Annotated in this window: 16 protein-coding genes; 6 read left to right on the top strand and 10 right to left on the bottom strand. The window is 35.3% G+C overall.

Features of this window, described 5'->3' with window-relative positions:
* Positions 1-234: 234 nt before the first annotated feature.
* The 9 genes from RINTHH_RS05590 to RINTHH_RS10725 form a co-directional block, all read right to left on the bottom strand.
* Complete coding sequence (locus tag RINTHH_RS05590; protein ID WP_008233943.1) at positions 235-1,182, bottom strand: F0F1 ATP synthase subunit gamma; 948 nt, start codon at positions 1,180-1,182, stop codon at positions 235-237.
* Between the two features lie 128 nt (positions 1,183-1,310).
* Positions 1,311-2,831 (bottom strand): F0F1 ATP synthase subunit alpha, encoded by a 1,521-nt coding sequence (gene atpA, locus RINTHH_RS05585; protein WP_008233942.1) that lies wholly within the window; start codon positions 2,829-2,831, stop codon positions 1,311-1,313.
* Positions 2,832-3,043: 212 nt separating this feature from the next.
* Positions 3,044-3,598 (bottom strand): ATP synthase F1 subunit delta, encoded by a 555-nt coding sequence (atpH, locus tag RINTHH_RS05580; protein WP_044304714.1) that lies wholly within the window; start codon positions 3,596-3,598, stop codon positions 3,044-3,046.
* A gap of 2 nt (positions 3,599-3,600) precedes the next feature.
* Entirely contained in the window at positions 3,601-4,131 is a 531-nt protein-coding gene (locus tag RINTHH_RS05575; protein WP_008233928.1) for a F0F1 ATP synthase subunit B, read from the bottom strand.
* Positions 4,132-4,273: 142 nt separating this feature from the next.
* Entirely contained in the window at positions 4,274-4,705 is a 432-nt protein-coding gene (locus tag RINTHH_RS05570) for a F0F1 ATP synthase subunit B' (RefSeq protein ID WP_008233926.1), read from the bottom strand.
* A gap of 134 nt (positions 4,706-4,839) precedes the next feature.
* Positions 4,840-5,085, bottom strand: coding sequence for an ATP synthase F0 subunit C (atpE, locus tag RINTHH_RS05565; protein WP_008233924.1), 246 nt, complete (start codon positions 5,083-5,085; stop codon positions 4,840-4,842).
* 182 nt (positions 5,086-5,267) lie between these two features.
* Positions 5,268-6,029, bottom strand: a complete 762-nt coding sequence (gene atpB, locus RINTHH_RS05560; protein WP_008233918.1) for a F0F1 ATP synthase subunit A — start codon at positions 6,027-6,029, stop codon at positions 5,268-5,270.
* A 57-nt stretch (positions 6,030-6,086) separates the two neighbouring features.
* A complete protein-coding gene (locus tag RINTHH_RS05555) occupies positions 6,087-6,530 on the bottom strand; it encodes an ATP synthase subunit I (RefSeq protein WP_008233917.1) in 444 nt (147 codons plus the stop codon).
* Positions 6,531-6,645: 115 nt separating this feature from the next.
* Entirely contained in the window at positions 6,646-6,789 is a 144-nt protein-coding gene (locus RINTHH_RS10725) for a hypothetical protein (RefSeq protein WP_155943910.1), read from the bottom strand.
* 1,618 nt (positions 6,790-8,407) lie between these two features.
* Here RINTHH_RS10725 and RINTHH_RS05550 point away from each other — a divergent pair.
* Entirely contained in the window at positions 8,408-9,457 is a 1,050-nt protein-coding gene (locus RINTHH_RS05550) for a zinc-dependent alcohol dehydrogenase (RefSeq protein ID WP_044304750.1), read from the top strand.
* Positions 9,458-10,535: 1,078 nt separating this feature from the next.
* Here RINTHH_RS05550 and RINTHH_RS05545 read toward each other — a convergent pair.
* Positions 10,536-11,495 carry a glycosyltransferase family 9 protein gene (locus RINTHH_RS05545; RefSeq protein WP_008233912.1) on the bottom strand — a complete coding sequence of 320 codons (960 nt, stop codon included), beginning with the start codon at positions 11,493-11,495 and terminating at the stop codon, positions 10,536-10,538.
* A 175-nt stretch (positions 11,496-11,670) separates the two neighbouring features.
* Here RINTHH_RS05545 and ispD point away from each other — a divergent pair, with 175 nt between their 5' ends.
* The 5 genes from ispD to xth all read left to right on the top strand — a co-directional run bounded on the left by ispD (position 11,671) and on the right by xth (position 19,275).
* On the top strand, positions 11,671-12,393 hold the full coding sequence (gene ispD / locus RINTHH_RS05540; RefSeq protein WP_044304712.1) for a 2-C-methyl-D-erythritol 4-phosphate cytidylyltransferase: 723 nt from the start codon (positions 11,671-11,673) through the stop codon (positions 12,391-12,393).
* A gap of 250 nt (positions 12,394-12,643) precedes the next feature.
* Complete coding sequence (gene scpB, locus RINTHH_RS05535) at positions 12,644-13,174, top strand: SMC-Scp complex subunit ScpB (protein ID WP_008229140.1); 531 nt, start codon at positions 12,644-12,646, stop codon at positions 13,172-13,174.
* Positions 13,175-13,282: 108 nt separating this feature from the next.
* Positions 13,283-13,639 carry a DUF760 domain-containing protein gene (locus tag RINTHH_RS05530; RefSeq protein ID WP_008233909.1) on the top strand — a complete coding sequence of 119 codons (357 nt, stop codon included), beginning with the start codon at positions 13,283-13,285 and terminating at the stop codon, positions 13,637-13,639.
* A gap of 2,570 nt (positions 13,640-16,209) precedes the next feature.
* Positions 16,210-17,391 (top strand): class I SAM-dependent methyltransferase, encoded by a 1,182-nt coding sequence (locus tag RINTHH_RS05520; RefSeq protein WP_008233907.1) that lies wholly within the window; start codon positions 16,210-16,212, stop codon positions 17,389-17,391.
* 1,101 nt (positions 17,392-18,492) lie between these two features.
* Positions 18,493-19,275 carry an exodeoxyribonuclease III gene (xth, locus tag RINTHH_RS05515; protein ID WP_008233906.1) on the top strand — a complete coding sequence of 261 codons (783 nt, stop codon included), beginning with the start codon at positions 18,493-18,495 and terminating at the stop codon, positions 19,273-19,275.
* The last annotated feature ends 228 nt before the right edge of the window (positions 19,276-19,503 follow it).

The raw sequence follows: 19,503 nt of genomic DNA, 5'->3' as shown, positions 1-19,503 counted from the left end.
AACAGGACTAATTTAAAATTTGCAAAGGTGTTACCAGCAGTTTATATAAACTTGATTGTTTCACTTTTTTACTTCTGCTAATTAATTCACTTAAAACTTACTTAGTACAATATAGTTAGCCTATAATTGTATTTTTGATATTGGTTGTTTTCTACCTATCTTAACTGCCAAAGCAGCTAATCGCCAGTCACATGAATACCAGCAATTAGCTTATTTGTGGCCGTCAATAGAGTTTTATTTAAGTGCTTCTGCACCACCCACAACCTCAAGAATCTCTTGAGTAATCGCAGCTTGCCTAGCTTTGTTGTAACTTAGAGTTAAAGTACCAATCAACTGAGCTGCATTATCGCTGGCATTGCTCATTGCAGTCATCCGCGCAGCTAACTCACTAGCTGCTGCCTCCTGCAATGACCTTAATAATTGATTGCTAAGATATAAGGGTAATAAAGAATCAAGTATATCTACTGGATTCTGCTCGAAAATCATATCCCTGGGGAAAGAACGAGTTTCTGTATTAACTTTCTCCCGTTTCACTTGAAAACCTCCACCACGAGTTGTTAGGCGGAATATTTCGTCGTCTTGAGTTTCTAAACCTTGTGGATCTAACGGCAAGAGGGTTTGTATTACAGGTTTAGAATTTACCAAAGAAATAAACTTGGTATAAATTAACTCAATCCTATCTACACTTTCAGATAAGAACGAAGATAATAACCCATCAGCAATTTTGTTGGCTTCCGTAGCAGTGGGAATTTGCTCCAAGCCAATATAGCTGGAATCAATGGGATAATCACGACGGCGAAAATACTGGAGTGCTTTCCTTCCAACAATTATAAACTTGTAACCGATTCCTTGAGCCTTTAATTCTCGAGCACGAATTTCTGCATGTTTGATAACGTTAGTATTATAACCTCCGCATAAACCCCGATCACCAGAGATAACTAAAATACCAACTGACTTGACTTCACGTTTTTTCAGCAGGGGTAGATTTGAATCCTCAAAACGCAACCGGGTTTGTAAACCATACAAAACTTGCGTTAAGCGATCAGCAAAAGGGCGGGTAGATGTGACTTGCTCCTGGGCACGGCGCACTCTAGCTGCTGCCACCAAGCGCATGGCCTCGGTAATTTTCTTCGTATTCTTAACTGACTGAATGCGATCACGTATTACTTTAAGATTTGCCATTGTCTGATTTTAGATTTTAGATTTTTAGATTTTAGATTTAGAATTTTGGACTTAATCCAAAACCATTTTTGGAAAGTTGCATTGGTTTTCCTCCGTTGAGCAAACTTTCCACAAAATCTAAAAAACTGTTATGCTGTTGCCAAGAAAGTTTTCTTGTACTCGTCGATTGCTTTTTTTAACGCTGTTTCTTCTGCTTCGCCTAGAACTTTTGAAGTCTTTACACCTTGGGTATACTGAGGACTACCAGCTTTCAAGTATTCCCGAAATCCAGATGCAAATTCAGCAATTTTATCTACAGCCACATCATCTAAATACCCATTTAAACCCGCATACAAAATTGCTACCTGCTCGTATACAGCAAGCGGTGAGTTCTGGGGCTGTTTAAGTAATTCCCTTAGTCGAACACCCCTGGCTAATTGATCTTGAGTAGCTTTATCTAAGTCAGAGGCAAATTGAGCAAATGCTTGCAGCTCATCAAACTGAGCCAATTCTAGCTTCAACTTACCAGCTACTTTTTTCATTGCCTTGGTTTGTGCTGCAGAACCCACCCTTGATACGGAAATACCAGGGTTAATAGCAGGACGAATGCCAGAATTAAATAAGTTAGAAGAGAGGAAAATCTGACCATCAGTAATAGAAATTACATTGGTAGGAATATAAGCAGATACATCACCTGCCTGGGTTTCAATAATAGGCAGAGCGGTCATACTGCCACCACTTAATTCATCACTTAATTTTGCAGCCCTTTCTAACAAACGAGAGTGGAGATAAAATACATCTCCCGGATAGGCTTCACGTCCGGGTGGACGACGTAGTAACAAGGACATCTGACGGTAAGCTGCAGCCTGTTTGGAAAGATCATCATAAATTACTAGGGTTGCTTTGCCATTATACATGAAGTACTCAGCCATAGCAGCACCAGTATAAGGAGACAAATATTGTAAGGTAGCAGGATCACTGGCATTAGCAGCAACCACAATTGTGTAGTCCATAGCGCCCTTATCTTGCAGGGTTTGCACCACATTTGCCACAGTGGAGGCCTTTTGACCAATAGCAACGTATACACACATTACATCTTCCTCTTTTTGGTTGATGATGGTGTCAATAGCGATAGCTGTTTTACCAGTTTGACGATCTCCAATAATTAACTCCCGCTGACCTCTACCCACAGGAATCATGGCATCAATAGCGGTAATTCCCGTTTGCATTGGCTCGTGTACGGAACGACGAGCAACAATACCGGGAGCCATCGACTCAATCAAACGGGTTTCTGAAGTTTTTATTTCACCCTTACCATCAATTGGACGACCTAAGGCATCAACTACCCGTCCAACCAAAGCCTCACCTACAGGAACCTGAGCGATTTTTCCAGTGGCAGTAACAGTACTACCTTCTTGAATTTGTCGACCTGCACCCATTAACACTGCGCCCACATTATCTTCTTCTAAGTTGAGAGCAATGCCAACTGTCCCATCTTCAAAGTCTAAAAGCTCACCAGCCATAGCTTTTTCCAAGCCATAGATACGGGCAATACCATCACCAACTTGGAGGACTGTACCAACGTTAGCAATTTTGACTTCTTGATCGTATTGCTCGATTTGTTGTTGGATTATGCTGCTGATTTCGTCGGGTCTGATTGAAATACTCATGAGTCTGTTTTTATTTTCTTGAGACGGAAGAATTGATGAATTCTTTGCTTGGATGTTGAAACCAAATTAGATATATGGAGAAATTATTCAGACAGGAATTTCATAATCCAAAATCCTACTGGCTAAATAACCCACAGCTTTGCCACTGAAACAAAAATATGAGGGAATACCTCTGTAGGAAGTAGCTGTGAAATTCAAAAACCCAAATCTATTTAGGAGCTGCTTAGACGCAATGAAATACGACGCAATTGACAACGCAAGCTAGCATCAACTACTTGGGAACCGATTTTGATAATTACGCCGCCAATAATGTTACTATCAATTTTGGTTTCTAGTTCTACCTGCTGAGCACTCGCTATCATCATAACTTTCTGCTTGATAGTCTGTACCTGAGATTCACTTAAAGGTAGGGCAGAAGTTACTTCTGCTAATACAGTTTGAGTCAACCGGCGTAATAGTACTAAATACTGCTCACAGATGTCTGACAAAAATGAAATCCGTCTTCCATCTACAAGTAGCATTAAAAGATTGAGTAGGTAAGTGTTAGCCCCATCTCCTAGAATCTTAACAAGTACTGCCTTTTTATCATTTGCATCAATGAAAGGATTGCCGATAAAGTTACGTAACATGTCACTCTCATTGAGCAAATTTAATAAAGCACGTACATCTTCACCAATTTGGTCACTGAGATTATTGCTTTGGGCTATAGACATGAGAGCCTGGGCGTATGGCTGGGCAACTTTTGCCATTGCTATGTCAATTGTCATTCCTAACCTCCTAGTAGCACTATGCTGCTATCAATTAGTTTTTGTTGGGTCTCCTCTGCAACTCCTACTTGCAACTCAGACTCAACTTTTTGCAGTGACATTGCCACCACTTGTTGCCTTAACTGAGCAATTGCCCTATCTCTTTCTGCATTTAAGTCCCTAGCAGCTGTTTCTTCCAACCGTTTCACATCCTCCTCTGCTTGCACTAGAATTGATTCTCTTATGGCTTTGGCATTATCTTCAGCCGTTGCGATAAGTTGCTTTGCTTCCGCCTGTGCTTGAGTTAATTTCTGCTGCACTTCTGATAAGGTAATCGCAGCCTCTTTTGCCTTGGTTTCAGCTTCCACAATGGTCTTCTCAATTTTTGAGCGCCTCTCACTCAATGTGTTAGTTAATACATTGCGCCCGAAGTAAAATAATATGCCAATCAGAAGACCCAAATTAACTATATTGGTTTCCAGAATATCTAAATTTAGACCAAAACCACCTTCTGATTCTGTGGCAAGTAATAAGACGGTTCCCATAATACTCATCTACAACTGCGCTACTCCCTTGATAATACTATGGAGAAAAACTGCCAAATTAACGACTATTTAACTCCAACAAACTGGTGCTCTTCTGCATGTGTACATTGTGTAACTTTTAGCTCAGTAACTTAACCATATAGGAAGTAATTTACCTAGCCAAACTTGATCCCAACAGTTTTTCTATTATCTGTCTGCTCAAAGCATCTACCTCTTTTTCTAAAGCGCTTAACGCTCTATCTTTCTGTTGTTCTATTTCTTTGGCAGCCTGTTCTCTCTGTTTCTGTGCCTCCTGCTGTGCATCGGCAACTTTTTGGGAAGTAATTTTTTGTGCTTCAGCCTGGGCGTTTGTCAAGATCAATTGAGACTGGCGACGAGCATCTGCTAGTTTCTCCTCATACTCATGAGTTAATTTCTGAGCCCGAGCTAAGCGTTCATTAGCATCTACATAACCATCACGGACATAATTATCACGATCATCTAATGCTTTTGTTAGTGGCTTATAGAAAATAGTATTCAATAGAGCCGCGAGCAATAGAAATTGTAATGCCATCAAGGGCAAAGTCGCATTAAAATCAAACATTTGTCTCCTTTACTTGGATGTTAAGGAAAATCATCCAAACAGCAACAAGTTGACGTCCTCATCTGCTATAAAAACATGGATAGTAAAGATTAGAGACGTTCGATATAACGCCTCTAACCAATTAGCTTTAGAGCTTAAGAAAAGGGGTTAGCAAATAATAATACTAGGGCAATCACTAGACCATAGATAGTTAGAGATTCCATGAAAGCTAGTGTTAACAATAAAGTACCGCGAATTTTTCCTTCTGCTTCTGGTTGACGAGCAATACCTTCTACTGCTTGACCGGCGGCATTACCTTGACCAATACCAGGTCCAATAGCAGCTAAACCAATTGCTAGGGCGGCAGCGAGAACTGAAGCAGCAGAAACTAATGGATCCATTTTCTTTTCCTTACCTTGAGTACAAAATCAACTATTTAGATTTTCCAAGTTTTGAGGTTTTTACACCCAAACCTAAAGTTACATCAATTGAAGCATTTTTGAACCAACAATCAGCCCAAATCTCTAGCTTCTATGTCTATAGGAGGCTATAAAGCTTTAAGCATAAAGCTGATGTCTTCTCATTAATGTTCTCCATGTTCCTCTTCACCATGTCCCTCCATTGCCTCATGAATATATGCCGCGGCCAGAGTGGCAAAGACCAAGGCTTGAATGGCACTAGTAAACAAACCTAAAGCCATTACTGGCAATGGTACAAATAGAGGAACCAAAAGAACTAGTACTGCCACAACCAACTCATCCGCCAGGATGTTACCAAATAGACGGAAACTGAGAGAAAGGGGCTTGGTGAAATCTTCTAGTATTGCAATTGGCAATAGTATAGGGGTCGGTTCTATGTACTTTTTAAAGTAACCCCAACCACGTTTACTAAAGCCTGCATAAAAATAGGCTAAAGATGTCAACATAGCCAATGCTACTGTTGTATTGATGTCATTGGTTGGGGCAGCCAATTCTCCTGCTGGGAGCTTTATTAACCTCCAGGGAACTAAGGCACCAGACCAATTAGACACAAAAATAAACAAGAATAATGTGCCAATAAAAGGCACCCAAGGACGGTATTCCTTCTCTCCAATCTGATTCTTAGTCAAATCCCGAATAAATTCTAGGGCATATTCCATCAAGTTTTGTATGCCACTAGGAACTCTCTGGATATTACGAGTAGCAACTAGTGAAGCCACCACTAAAATGGCAATCACAAACCAGGAGGTGAGAAAAACCTGCCCATGTATTTTCAAGTTACCTAATTGCCAATAGAAGTGTTCGCCCACTTCTAGGTTGGCAAAGGTATAAAAGTTCAAGGCATTTAAGAAACTAAGCATTCCCATGCGACAGTTTCCTCATACAAGGAGGATTGGAGGATTTTATTTTTGAATCTGAGTCCATCAAGAATCAGATATAAAGACCGTTCGCAGCGTGTAGACTATTAGCGTTGCCTTATAAGTTAAAAATCCCAAAAATATGGGCAAAACTTGTAGCTGATGCCATTGGGTAGCAAATATAACCAATCCAATGAACAGAGCAAAACGGGTTTTGCTCAACCGCTTCTTCTCATTACCCAGCTGCTCAACGTCTTTCGCCAGCATTTTTAGGTAAGATAGACCCACACAAGCCCCAATGAGATAATTGAGAGCAATGTTTAGGGAATAAAATACCCATACAAGTACAAACACAAACCCTGAAATTGCAAGAGTTATTAACAACAGCTGCTGGGAGAGTTGATAGAAGTCCTGCATAGAGTTTGCTAGTTTTGCTTCTCCAAAACCAGACTGGGTATTTTGCCTTGTTGTTGGTGGCGTGGTAGGTATTGATTCATCTGACAAGCTCACAGGACTTGGAACCAGCACAACTATTTATTCTAACTGCACATCCAGTTCAGTTGGATCATATCATGATTGGGTAACAATACTTTAGAAAAAACAATTAACTCCTTAATCGTCTCAATCATAAAATTAAGACAAACACAGGCCCTAATAACAATATTCCACAGTAGAAGCCTTCTTCTGGAAGAATTGTACAAGGATAACACCAATAAATACAGCCAGCCCGAGCATGGATAACAAGTCTAGCAACGATATGTTGAACCACTCTGTTAAGTCGACTATTTGGCAAAGCCAATGGGTCAAATAGGCAGTTTCTATAGGAATATTCTATCCTTTAGGATGTCTCTTTGTCATTGCATTTTAAATTTTAGATAGGAAACTTGTTTTGAACTAATGTAGGTTTTAGTGTTAAATGAATTTTTTAATTAACAAAAACATTGCTATACAGGCAAAACCATAATTGCATAATAAATTTGAGAATTTGGAATAACTTGATAATTATGAAGGGGCTAAAAAATCCTAGTAAAAACAGAGAAATAATGAGAGCAATAACAAATGGTGTATAAAACAACTTAATTAAGTAACAAATTCTTAAAAGCTTCACTAGACCATATACTGTATTGTCATATGTAAACAACCAGCAACACTCTGCTAGGGGATAGTGGAGTATATTTACCAGTAGCTTACTAATTAAAGACTATCTATAAGTACTAGATAATATATAGTCAACAAAATTTTATTTGATGATAGCATTCATATAGCTTACATAAAAGAGCTTATTAGAGGCTCTCATTGGAATATAGTAACTCATAATTGATGAGGTAAAGTTTAATAGTTAAAAACCTCAATACATAATAGTTAAATAACAACTGAATTACTTTCACTGAAAGACTAATGACTTGTTCGTGAGCATACGGTAGCAATAAATCAATATTAAAGAAGTATTATTATTCAGGTAACTTATATTTATAAATAGCTTACTTTAAAAGGTATTTATAGCTTTGATAATATTCAGTAACTCAATAGATTTGTTTTTTTTAGGTTATTAAATAGCATATATTTATGATGTATAAATTCGTAAAATATGTTGTGTAAAAATGTTTTTGCTCAGATTGAACAAAGGGTAGTATTTGGGTGAATGCAGTTTCTTAAAACTGTTTGACTCGATATTCTGGATAATGCTGCTCTTATACCAAGAATAATTATAATAGAGTCATCTACAGTTTACACATATAGCAAGGGATTTCCTAAATAAATCACACTTAAAAAGTAAAGCAAAACGTAGAATTACTTTATATTATAAACTGTGTATTTGAGTCTAAATTCATGTTACAAAATTTGGGCTTTAAGAATATCTTGGCTTATTATTAACATATAATAATTACCAGTATATAATCTATATATCTTAATTTAATATACTTAATCAGTGTTTAGTACTGTTAACATCTATTAACTAGCTTTGTATTTTTACGAATTGAGACTTAGTTTTATATTTTTTAATTATCTTGTAGCTCTTTTAAGTTTGAAATTAAGTTTCATAATTACTAGTTACTTAGGCCAATATATCTGGATGTCAATATTCGATTTGAGGTTTTGCTCAAAACCAGACGTTAACTATATTTTAGAGTAGATACTTAGTGGGTTTAGATTTATGACTTAATGTTTTAGAAATTTCCATGTAGGTTATAAAAATTTATTCTGATTACTAATTGTTAAGTAGTAATCAGAATAGACAGTGTCTTTCCTTAGGATAATATTGTTGATCTAACTAGGACTTATAAAAAGAAGTATTCCTTCTTCTACTTTATCCTTGCCCCCATTTGAAAGCTAAGAATGATATGATTCTGTCGGGGTTAATTCTAGGTATGATTTGGGGTAATAATTTGCTAGCAGCCTTACTTTACGGTCGGGAAGACTTACGTTTAGAACGGGTAATGGATCCAACTCCTGCCTCTGGGGAAGTGGTCATTAAAGTGGGATCAGCAACTACCTGTGGTACGGATTTAAAGGTATGGAGGCGAGGTGGGCATACAAAAATGCTGACACTACCTACTCTTTTTGGCCATGAGGCTGCTGGTACAATTGTGGCATTAGGTAGGGATGTAACTGGTTGGAAAATGGGCAACCGTGTGATAGCTAATAATTCCGCTCCATGTATGAAGTGTTTTTATTGTCAGCGACAGGAATATTCGCTGTGCCCCCATTTAACTTGGAATAACGGCAGTTTTGCAGAATACTGGAGAATTCCTTCTGCCATTGTTCAACATAATATGATATCGATTCCCGAAGAGTTACCTGATGACCTAGCAGCAATGACAGAACCCTTGGCTTGTGTACTACATGGGGTGGCTCGTTCTGGGCTAAAAAGTCATGATGAGTGTAAAGGAATAGTCCAAAAAGTAGTAGTTATGGGTGATGGGGCAATCGGCTTGATGTTCGTTGCCAAGCTAGCCCATGATTTTCCTGTAGAGGTAATACTCTTTGGTGGTGATAATAACAGATTAATGATTGGGAAGAAATTAGGGGCAACACATATATTCAATTATCACCAAACACCAGATATTGCTGGAATAGTAAAAGAACTTACTGATGGGTTAGGTGCAGATATTGTAATTGAGGCAACAGGGGTACCAAGTGTCTGGGAAACAGCTATTACTACTGTACGCCCTGGTGGTACAGTGAATTTATTTGGCGGTTGTCCTCAGGATACTTCTATTTTGGTAAGTACAGAGAAGTTGCACTACAATGAATTGACATTAAAGGGAGTGTTTCATAATACCCCTTACTTTGTTCGGGAAGCTTTGAACTTAATTGCAACTAGGAGAATTCCTTTTCATTTGCTATTGAGTACAAAATTCGATTTAAAAAAATTAGAAACTGCATTTTGTCATATGCAAGAACATAAGGTAATTAAAGCAGTTATAGTCCCGTGAACTCTGGTAATTAGAAAAGGCGAGATAAATCTACGTAAAATTACGTAGTAAAAGCAAGGCAGTACTTGATAAAATTTATGTTCTTGTCTTTATAAAAAAGGGTATAAACACATCGCCCTGAGTATAATTTATCAGCATTGTAACAAAGTATTTTGGGGAAAACCTTCAATTACTTGTTATTCAGGTTAATTTTAGAGCTTAAACAAATCTACTGAAATATAGGGCCAATTGTTTTTAGAACAGCACATGGGTTTAGAAACTTAAATATGAACAATAATAGCACGTCTGGGATACTGTAGGAATGCTTGACATGGCAGTATTTTTTTTCGAGCCTGAAGAATTAAATGATAAACCAAATTATCTTAATTACGATAGTTGCAAAAGTATGATTAATTGATAACAATAACTCATAACAATTGTTTGACTGTTGATAATAGTACCTGCAAAAGTTATTTTTAACTGATTTTTTTAATCATAAAAATTATCTATTGGTAAATTCTCAGCAATATTAAATTCAACCATAAATTAGGCATGCCGATATTTCATCTTAAAATATAAGTTCAATTTTATAGTATGGATACTTGACTATTTGATTTATTTCAGTTTCTTTATCATATATTAAGTACATAATACAAGGTTAATACCAGCTATTACTGGCAATTGGAAAGGAAATACATACATCAGAAATATTATTGTAGTTAGCAAAGGTAACTTAAGTTTATATAAGCATCATAAGGGGCTAGTGATGGGAAAGTTTAGTTTTTTCGGGATAAAGATTATTTGTAATGGCAAGCACAATTAATTTCTATACTTAATTCAATTACGATTAAGGGTTTCGCTTTCTTTGCTTTCAGTGCAAACACAAATTATGAAGTCATAATCGTTAGTTATTTCTATAAGCCAAGCCAAAGGTAATAATGCTGTTGCAATATAAAAAATACTTGTGCCAACTGAGGACCAAATAATACGTAGTTTTAATAGCTATAATTTTGTAAAATTTTATACAAAATTATAGCTATTAAAATATGAGGGATAAGAGGAAAAATGTCCCCCTTATCCCTACTCCCCGGCTTTTTCTTCACCCTCCCCAAACTCTTTCTAATATCTTCATAGGAGGAATATCCTCTGTTTTACCTGTAGGAGATTTTATACTTAAAAACCTATCACTTGCAGGTAATAATTTTTCTGGGTCTGTGGGGCCAAATAAAGCCAAGGTATAAGTCTGCACTCCAACACCTAAATGCAATGCGGGATTATGAGTACATAACATTAAATTTGCCCCGGCAATTATAGCTGCCAGTTTACCTATATCTCCAGGAGAACTAACCTTAGCATTAGGTATAAGGGAGACAAGGCTTTTGATGAAAGCATCATCATTTGGCCCCTTGATTACCACTAAAGGCAAATTGGGTTGTTTCTCGTGAAAACCTTGCATAACTTGCTGCCAACTCTCTACTGGGTATATTCTTGTTTCGCCCTGTGGACTATTGCAATAACCAGAACCACCACAAATTATAACGTAGCCAGTATCTTTAATTCCTAAACGGAGTTGTTCTTGGACTGCCCAGTCAATATCTGATTTGGGGACATTCACCATCAATTCTGGGCAAATTGATTGAATACCCATACCTTTAAGCAGATCATGATACATATGACCAGTATATTGTTCGGTTGTTAGGGTTACCTCCTCAGTGAAAAAAGCTCCAAAGGTTCCCTTAAAACTGATACGTTTTGGTATTCCTGTCAGCCATAAAATTAGGCTTTCTATCCAACCATTAGTAGTAGTTATCGCAACATCATATTCGCTATCACGTAATTTACCAACTAAATTAGCCCAATCAGCCAAACTGTTGCAGTCTTTGTAATCAAACAACAAAACTTCATGAATCGACTTACTTACCCGGTAAGCTCCCTTTGACCGAGGTTCAACAACCACGTCTATTTGGGCATCGGGGTAAATTCGCTTCAGATCATCCAAAGTCGGAAAAAATAGAATTTGATCGCCAATGCCGCCAGGGATAAGGGCTACTACTCGCATAATTTTTTTATTTGAGCTTACTTGCTACTTGATTTTAGGAAAATATAGGGGTTAAGCAATCGGATTGTGGGGTAGATTATGGGGGATAAATAACAAATTACAGTTATTTATTTTATGTACCAGATCCTTGATCACATTACCCTATGTAATAAGAATAGACTGAGGAAAAATAATTGTGCATTTACTAATTCCAGCCGCCGGGATGGGGAAACGAATGGGTAGTAACAAGAATAAGCTCTTGTTAGAGGTACAATCGAAAACCCTATTAAGTTGGACTTTGCTAGCTGCAAATGGAGCATCGACTATAAGTTGGATTGGGATTATTTCTCAATCTCATGATAGAGGTTACTTTGAGGAGATTATCTCCGAGCAACAATTAACTAAACCAATGCAATTTATTCCCGGTGGTTCCACCCGTCAAGAATCAGTTTACAATGGCTTACAGGGACTACCAAGAGATGCAAGGAAAGTTTTAATTCATGATGGAGCTCGATGTCTTGCCACCCCGGATTTATTTGATCGATGTGCAGTAGCAATGGAAGGTTGTAACGGTTTAATAGCAGCTGTACCTGTAAAGGATACTATTAAAGTTATAAACCAAAGTGGAATCGTCCAGTCCACCCCTAAACGAGGTAATTTATGGGCGGCACAAACCCCCCAAGGTTTTGATGTTATGCTCTTAAAGCAATGTCATCAAAAAGGCATAAGTAAGGGATGGGAAGTGACTGATGATGCTGCCCTATTCGAGAGATCCGGATTAGAGGTTCATGTTGTTGAGGGCGAAGAAACTAATTTGAAAGTTACAACCCCCCAAGATTTAGCAATTGCTGAATCAATCCTCGCATCTCGTTTAGGTAATAGAGGAGAAGACTACAATGAAAAGCCAATAAATTCATAATCTATGAGCTATTGACTTTTTGCTTGGTTATAATATAACCCATCCCACTTGATTGTCCCTCATTAGTGTTACTAATCAATTAACTATAAGGTTTGGTGTATTTATACTCTGATTATTTTATGGAGGAAATAAATTTACCCCATGATTTTAAGTTCTTAGCTTTGACGTTTTAGCTAATCGTTTAAAACAAAGTGCTAGTAAAATCTTCTAGTACTTTAGTAGTCCAAAATGGAAAATCCACAATCTAATAATGACTGCTGTGACAAAAATAGAAGCTATTCTGTATTTAAAGGGGCAACCCCTATCAATTGGGGAAATTGCTGAATGCGCTGCCTATGATCATGCCACAGTTAAGGAGGGAATTGGTAAACTCATTGATGAATATGCTCGCCGGGATAGTGCCTTGGAGGTGATAGAAACACCTCAAGGGTACTGTTTGCAACTAAGATCTAGTTTTCAAGAACTAGTACAAAACCTAATCCCCGTAGAATTGAGTATAGGGGTTTTACGGACCCTGGCAGCTATTGCCCTAAGTAGTCCCATTCGTCAAAGTGATTTAATTAATATTCGTGGTTCAGGAGCATATCAACATATCCAAGAACTAGTAGGACAAGGTTTTGTACGTAAACATCGTACTGGTGAATCGCGATATTATTTACTGCAATTAACCCAAAAGTTTCATCAATATTTTCAAATTGACCAACTCCCTCAACCATTTAAGAGTAATTCTCAAAGAGAACAATTAGAATTACAAATAACTTCAGCTCCAGGGGAGGTTTAATAGTCTTTTAACCACTTGATTATCTGCCCGATCTGAAAAATGGACGTGGCTCATACTTATACTATGGTTTAGAGTAGAACTAGCAACTCAGCTCAAAAATAACTGCCAATGGTGTTTAATCCTAACTTTTTAAATGACAACTCTGAGGAACACCCCAATAATCTATTACACGAGAACTTTGACGATAATTCCAATCAGTTACTCAGCTATTTACAGCACCAATCTCCTGAGGTTTTAGCCCGTGTTGCCCAGTCAGTCAGCCCGGAAATTAAACAAATAATTTCACAAAATGTTCAGGGGCTAGTGGGAGCTCTACCTGCAGAAAGTTTTAATGTGCAAATTACCACAGATAGAGACAATCTTGCCGGTCTTTTGGCATCAGCAATGATGACAGGTTATTTCCTCCGTCAAATGGAGCAACGGATGCAATTAGATAACCTCACTAATCCTAATGTTGGTCATTAGCAACACAAGTATTAAAAATATAGACGCATTAACTGCGTCTATTTGCTTAAATTACCTATAATTTACTAACTTAATGGGGTTATCTGAGTATGTATATCATCAATCAGTCAGTCGTGTATTTGGTTGTGGCTCCCTTGTGGAGTGGGTCTTCATAATTCAAGCAAGTTATTTACATATGTTCCACTCTTAGAGAGTATTTGAGAGTCAAGCATTTTGTAAAGAACCTCTCTCGTTATGGAACAATAAATAAATGTTAGAGAGTGTGCTTGTAAATAGTGTGAAGAAAGATTATTCTAAAAGACTAACACTTGTATAGTGTAAGTTTGTAGGTGGTCCGATTCCTCATCAATCCAAACAAGGCATATACATCCATAAGGTAAATGCCTTGTCAATCATAACCACAATTTTCCTAATCTATAAGGAGTTGATTAATATGGTGGAGTTCGCCTAGAAGATTTCTACCGTTTATATCTAGGGTAAATACCTTTCCGTAGTTAGTACAAACATTAAGGTTGATTATGCTCTATAAAGATTGAATCCTAAGATTTTAGACATAAATGGAAAGTAATACTGAGTGTATAGCTATTTTAGTGTGGAGCATCTTTGATATGGTGGGCAGTAGATTTCTGACTGTTGAATAATCTAAGTGATTTTTAGACCTGATTCAAAATATGCTTCTCACTATTTTTCTGTAACTTAACTTTCTAGTGGGTGTATCAATTACTGGAGTTTAGACTAAATTTTAGGGTTTAAATAAACCAGCCCGAAGTTATTTAAGAGTAAAGAGTTAAACGCCAAAAATAATAAAATATTTCGGATGTTTAAATAGCACTTTAATTTTTGTATTTTTTGTCAAGCTTGAGTAAGTCACTAGTAAACAGATGGTTCAAAAAATCTTGCAAATGCATAATAAAATCCAGAATTAACTCAAAATAAGCACCTTACAGATTGTATGAAGTGTATATATAAATTGTCTTAACTCATGAACTCAATTTAACAATCCTTACTCAGCAATTTAACGGTCATCTTGAAACGGTAATCCTGAACATGTTATATTTTAACCCTAACACCTCCATGAAAAGATGTTTCTAATATATTCCCCAGCAAAATGAAAACTAGTTTGACTCTAAACCTTATTGGCAGTCTTTAATTAATTAATGTTTATAGGTATCTAAGACCCAATAATTGGGATTTTAGTAATTACTTGGTTTTGCATTTGATAATTTATTCCCTGATATTTTTACTACAGCAATACTAAGCATTTATGTTAAATCATAGCAAATTATTCCGCAGGATCTAATTATATTTACTTATTAACCTAGTGTAATAGTATCTATTAATACATGGGGATTTATCATAACTATATTAGTATTTTTTGGTAACTATTTTCTTGCAGCTCCTTACTTTGAAAAAATGACTGTGTGTTTTTGCCAACAAGACTTCTTGAATAAGTTTTCTCAAAAACATTTGCAATCCTACTCTTAACTATACGAGTATCATTAATTTGTATTTTTAACTGCCATAAAACTAGTATTAGTGAAGTTATTGGCAACAACATTAATATTCCCTGTATTATACATTTAACTATCCCTAATCAACTAAACAACTAGTATTCATCCATCCCAAGGGCTTAGTATGTGATAAAACCTTCTAGTTATCAAAAAAAATTTTTGATAACGGTAAAAATCCTTTTTGAATAAGTTTTGACTCCTGTTTATTATGACAATAGAGAGACAGACAACTAGCTACCCATAAAACAACTTTATAATTACAATGTCAAAAGATAAATTGATATTTGCTTCGTGTCAGAATATATTCTTAGTTAAAAATGGTAGTAAATAGTATTATTATCCTGTAGTTATTAGATTAAAGAAGATTGATGGGGAGACCATAGAAAATTAAGAACTTAGAATTATGATTTCATTAATACAGGCAGGTTTTTGCAATAAAGTATCTAAATACTTAACATTCAGTAAGTATTTAGATACTTTACAACCAAATTTTGAAACATTTTAGAACTTATTCTACTTCTATAGAACCAAAATTCCCTGTCAGATTTGGGGAAAATATTATTTTTATGAAAATAAACTGCCAATTATTCTAGTCGCTCACCTCTAAAAACTTGTTTTCAATGCATATTAAAGGTAAAGTCAAGAGAACATTTGATAAATAATCATATATTGAAAGTATTAATATTTAATTTGCCATAATTCAATGATGGCAAGATATAAAAAATTCCTATGTTTTAGACAGCACTTAATATTACTAGCCAAATCCTCCAATCAGTAAATCAAGATTATATTTTATTAACTAACTTCTTTGAGTAATATGAGGTATTTTTTTGTCCGATTTTTTAGACTAATTAGCTCATTCAAATATCAAAAAATCATCACTTATCACATGAAATATTTTGAATCAAAGCTACTTATTATCTATATTTTCAAGCTGTTCATTGTTATCAATGACAACAGGTACTGGTAGGAATATTATATAAATTTTCCAAATTAATTAATTGATTTCTATAGGAAATTCCACACCTACAATTTCAAAATCCAAAATACATAAATATAATGTCCAATCCAAAAATTATTGGTAATGCAGTTGCAAATTTGTACAACATCTACCCTTTCCCCCCTGAGCCCTTATTAGACAAAATACCTCCAGGCTATAACTGGCGGTGGCATTGGACCAGTGCTTATAGTTTTTGCACAGGAGAAAAACCCAGTAGTTGTAACATACGAATCCTTGATGCTGGCTGTGGTACAGGAGTGGGTACAGAATATTTAGTACATTTGAACCCTAAAGCTTATGTAGTAGGAATTGATATTAGCTCTGGTGCATTAGAAGTTGCTAGAAAACGCTGTCAGCTTTCTGGAGCAGACCGAGTGGAGTTTCACCACCTAAGCTTGTTTGATGTAGATAAAATCAATGGTGAATTTGACTTAATTAATTGTGTAGGAGTCCTACACCATACTCCAGATCCTATTGGTGGCATTAAAGCATTGGCTAATAAGCTAAGACCAGGTGGATTACTACATGTATTTGTATATAGTGAGTTAGGACGATGGGAAATTCAGCTTATGCAAAAAGCTATTGCTATATTACAAGTTAATAAACGAGGAGATTATCGTGATGGTGTGCAAGTAGGAAGAAAAATATTTGCTTCTTTACCAAGTAATAATCGTCTTGTTCAATATGAAAAAAGACGTTGGGCAATGGAAAATATGCGAGATGAATATTTTGCTGATATGTATGTACATCCTCAGGAGATTGACTACAATGTGGAGTCACTATTTGAATTAATAGATGCTTCTGGTTTAGATTTTGTTGGTTTTTCTAATAGTGGTTATTGGAATATAGAAAGACTTTTAGGTCAAGCACCAGATTTAGTAAAGCGGACAAACGAGTTGAGTGATCGTCAACTTTACAGGTTAATAGAATTACTGGATCCAGAAATCAGCCACTACGAATTTTTTCTTTCTCATCCTCCTCTGAATAAAAATACTTGGTCTAATGATAATGTTTTAATGCAATCCATTCCAGAAAGGCATCCATGCATGGAAGGATGGCCCAGCAAGAGTATATTTGATTATAATTATCACGTAGTACAACTATCAGATGAAGAGTTTCAATTCTTGCAGGCTTGTGATTGCAAATCCACGGTTGCAGAAATATTAACTAATGTGAAATTGAATTTAGATGAAGTGAAAAATCTTCAAAAGAAACAGCTAATTATGCTGTCTAATCAATGAATAAATTAAAAAGTATAGATACTTAAGATAGAAGTAAATTTTGGGATATCATGGGTTTTATTTATGGAGAAAACAAAGATTTGATTAGTAAAAATTTTATTGATACTTAGAAATATTATTAATATTTTCAATAGTTCCCATGATGCTGAATTCAACTATCATAAATATTTTTATCCAGCTATGGGGTTTGAATTTTTACTCTTACGAAATCACTGTTACAATACATACCTGAGTTATTAGACTGTATAATCACTCTTTTCCTATTAGATCAAGGATATTATTGTAATATTTGTGGACTCCAATGAATGCCAAATGTATTTCAAATTATTGGAGAAATACTCAAAACTTTGGTTTAAATTTATAAATAAAGCCTATATAAGAATTAAAAACTTTCAAATAAGTTTTATTTATATGAATAATTAATCCCTCAATATTTTGCACTTTTTGTCAAAAATATTGAGGGATTAATCAAAAGAAAATAGATATTCTGCGGAGAGATAATATACCAGAATAAAGTATAAATAGCATTAAAAAATTTTATCAGTCTTAAGTCTAAATAATATATAGATGCAAAATAAACACCATCAAAAATTAATAATTTCAACAGATAATAAAATCTAATCGCTCTGACAATAAATAAATTAATTAATTAAATTTTATATGTGAATAAATCAGGTATATTTGATTGAAGATAATGATACCAGTAGTTAGAAAGGAAAATTCTGCTTTGAGAACTTAAATAGGTATTTTCAAATAGAATAATCAGAAATTTAGTTATAACTATATCCAGTTTAACTCTTATAATCTGGAGATGCTATTATTGGTAGTGAAAAGTTTCGGTTTTATTATAAAATAAGTTCAGTTATGAATACATAATAATAAAAACTATTGTAATATGTCGCATAAATTAATCATGATGCTAATAATTTATTTGAATATTCAACATAAATCATTACCTATAAAATATAGATTTTGTTTGTCAAGCTTTTGTCTGGGAAACTTATTTTAGACTTAAATCTATTTAAATGAATTTATTTTTTGTCTTTAAATTTATGTTTATCAAAAATCACCAATAGTAAAGTAAATGTGAAATAAAAACTTATGAAAATAGCTACCTGGAATGTCAACTCAATCCGCACTCGTTTAGATCATGTAATTGAATGGTTGACAGACAATCCTGTTGATGTTCTTTGTTTACAAGAAACGAAAGTTATAGAAGAGTGGTTTCCAAGATTGCCTTTTACAAAATTAGGTTATTACTTATATGTATCTGGGCAAAAGTCTTATAATGGTGTAGCAATTGCTAGTTTACAACCATTAACAGATTCTATAATCGGGTTTAATAGTATTTTACCAGATTTAGATTCTAAATGGGATGAGCAAAAACGAGTAATCACTGGTATGCTAGCAGATATTTGTATTGTTAATCTTTATGTACCCAATGGCTCTTCTGTTGGCAGTAATAAGTATGAATACAAATTGAAGTGGCTCCATCTCCTAGGATCTTATTTACAAAAATTGATGCAAACGCACTCTCATATTTGCATGTGTGGGGACTTTAACATTGCTTTGGAAGATAGAGATATACATGAAAAGGTAAATAACAAAAATCATATTATGTCTTCCAGTGCTGAACGACAAGCTTTAAAATCAATTCTCAGTTTGGGGTTTGCGGATGCATTCCGGAAATTTAATCAAGAAAGTGGACAGTATAGCTGGTGGGATTATCGAGCTGCATCTTTTCAGCACAACTTTGGCTGGCGTATAGATCACCATTACTTAACACCGGAATTATACAATCGAGCTAAAGGTTGTATAACTGATACTATACCAAGAAATAAACAAAAACCTAGTGATCATGCACCAGTGATTTTGGAAATTTAAAATGGGTTAATAATTACTTCAAAACAGGCTATAGGCTCATACTTGGCAACTGGTGACTAAAACTACACTATTTTATGCTTATTTAGCTTAGTATCTAAACTTGAAAATAGATGAAATATTTTGTAATGAGCACTATATAAATATGAATAATCAATAGTTATAAATAAAAGATAAATGACCATACTAATGCTCTTATCTTCAGTACAGTTGATTTAATAAAAATTTAAA

The organism is Richelia intracellularis HH01, assembly GCF_000350105.1.
GTDB lineage: Bacteria > Cyanobacteriota > Cyanobacteriia > Cyanobacteriales > Nostocaceae > Richelia > Richelia intracellularis.
This window is presented reverse-complemented; position numbering and strand designations above follow the sequence as displayed.

Excerpts from the sequence above, each read along its gene's own strand:
- RINTHH_RS05590 (WP_008233943.1), bottom strand. The coding sequence starts at position 1,182 with ATGGCAAATCTTAAAGTAATACGTGATCGCATTCAGTCAGTTAAGAAT.
- atpA (WP_008233942.1), bottom strand. The coding sequence starts at position 2,831 with ATGAGTATTTCAATCAGACCCGACGAAATCAGCAGCATAATCCAACAA.
- atpH (WP_044304714.1), bottom strand. The coding sequence starts at position 3,598 with ATGACAATTGACATAGCAATGGCAAAAGTTGCCCAGCCATACGCCCAG.
- RINTHH_RS05575 (WP_008233928.1), bottom strand. The coding sequence starts at position 4,131 with ATGAGTATTATGGGAACCGTCTTATTACTTGCCACAGAATCAGAAGGT.
- RINTHH_RS05570 (WP_008233926.1), bottom strand. The coding sequence starts at position 4,705 with ATGTTTGATTTTAATGCGACTTTGCCCTTGATGGCATTACAATTTCTA.
- atpE (WP_008233924.1), bottom strand. The coding sequence starts at position 5,085 with ATGGATCCATTAGTTTCTGCTGCTTCAGTTCTCGCTGCCGCCCTAGCA.
- atpB (WP_008233918.1), bottom strand. The coding sequence starts at position 6,029 with ATGGGAATGCTTAGTTTCTTAAATGCCTTGAACTTTTATACCTTTGCC.
- RINTHH_RS05545 (WP_008233912.1), bottom strand. The coding sequence starts at position 11,495 with ATGCGAGTAGTAGCCCTTATCCCTGGCGGCATTGGCGATCAAATTCTA.
- scpB (WP_008229140.1), top strand. The coding sequence starts at position 12,644 with ATGACTGCTGTGACAAAAATAGAAGCTATTCTGTATTTAAAGGGGCAA.
- RINTHH_RS05530 (WP_008233909.1), top strand. The coding sequence starts at position 13,283 with ATGGTGTTTAATCCTAACTTTTTAAATGACAACTCTGAGGAACACCCC.
- RINTHH_RS05520 (WP_008233907.1), top strand. The coding sequence starts at position 16,210 with ATGTCCAATCCAAAAATTATTGGTAATGCAGTTGCAAATTTGTACAAC.
- xth (WP_008233906.1), top strand. The coding sequence starts at position 18,493 with ATGAAAATAGCTACCTGGAATGTCAACTCAATCCGCACTCGTTTAGAT.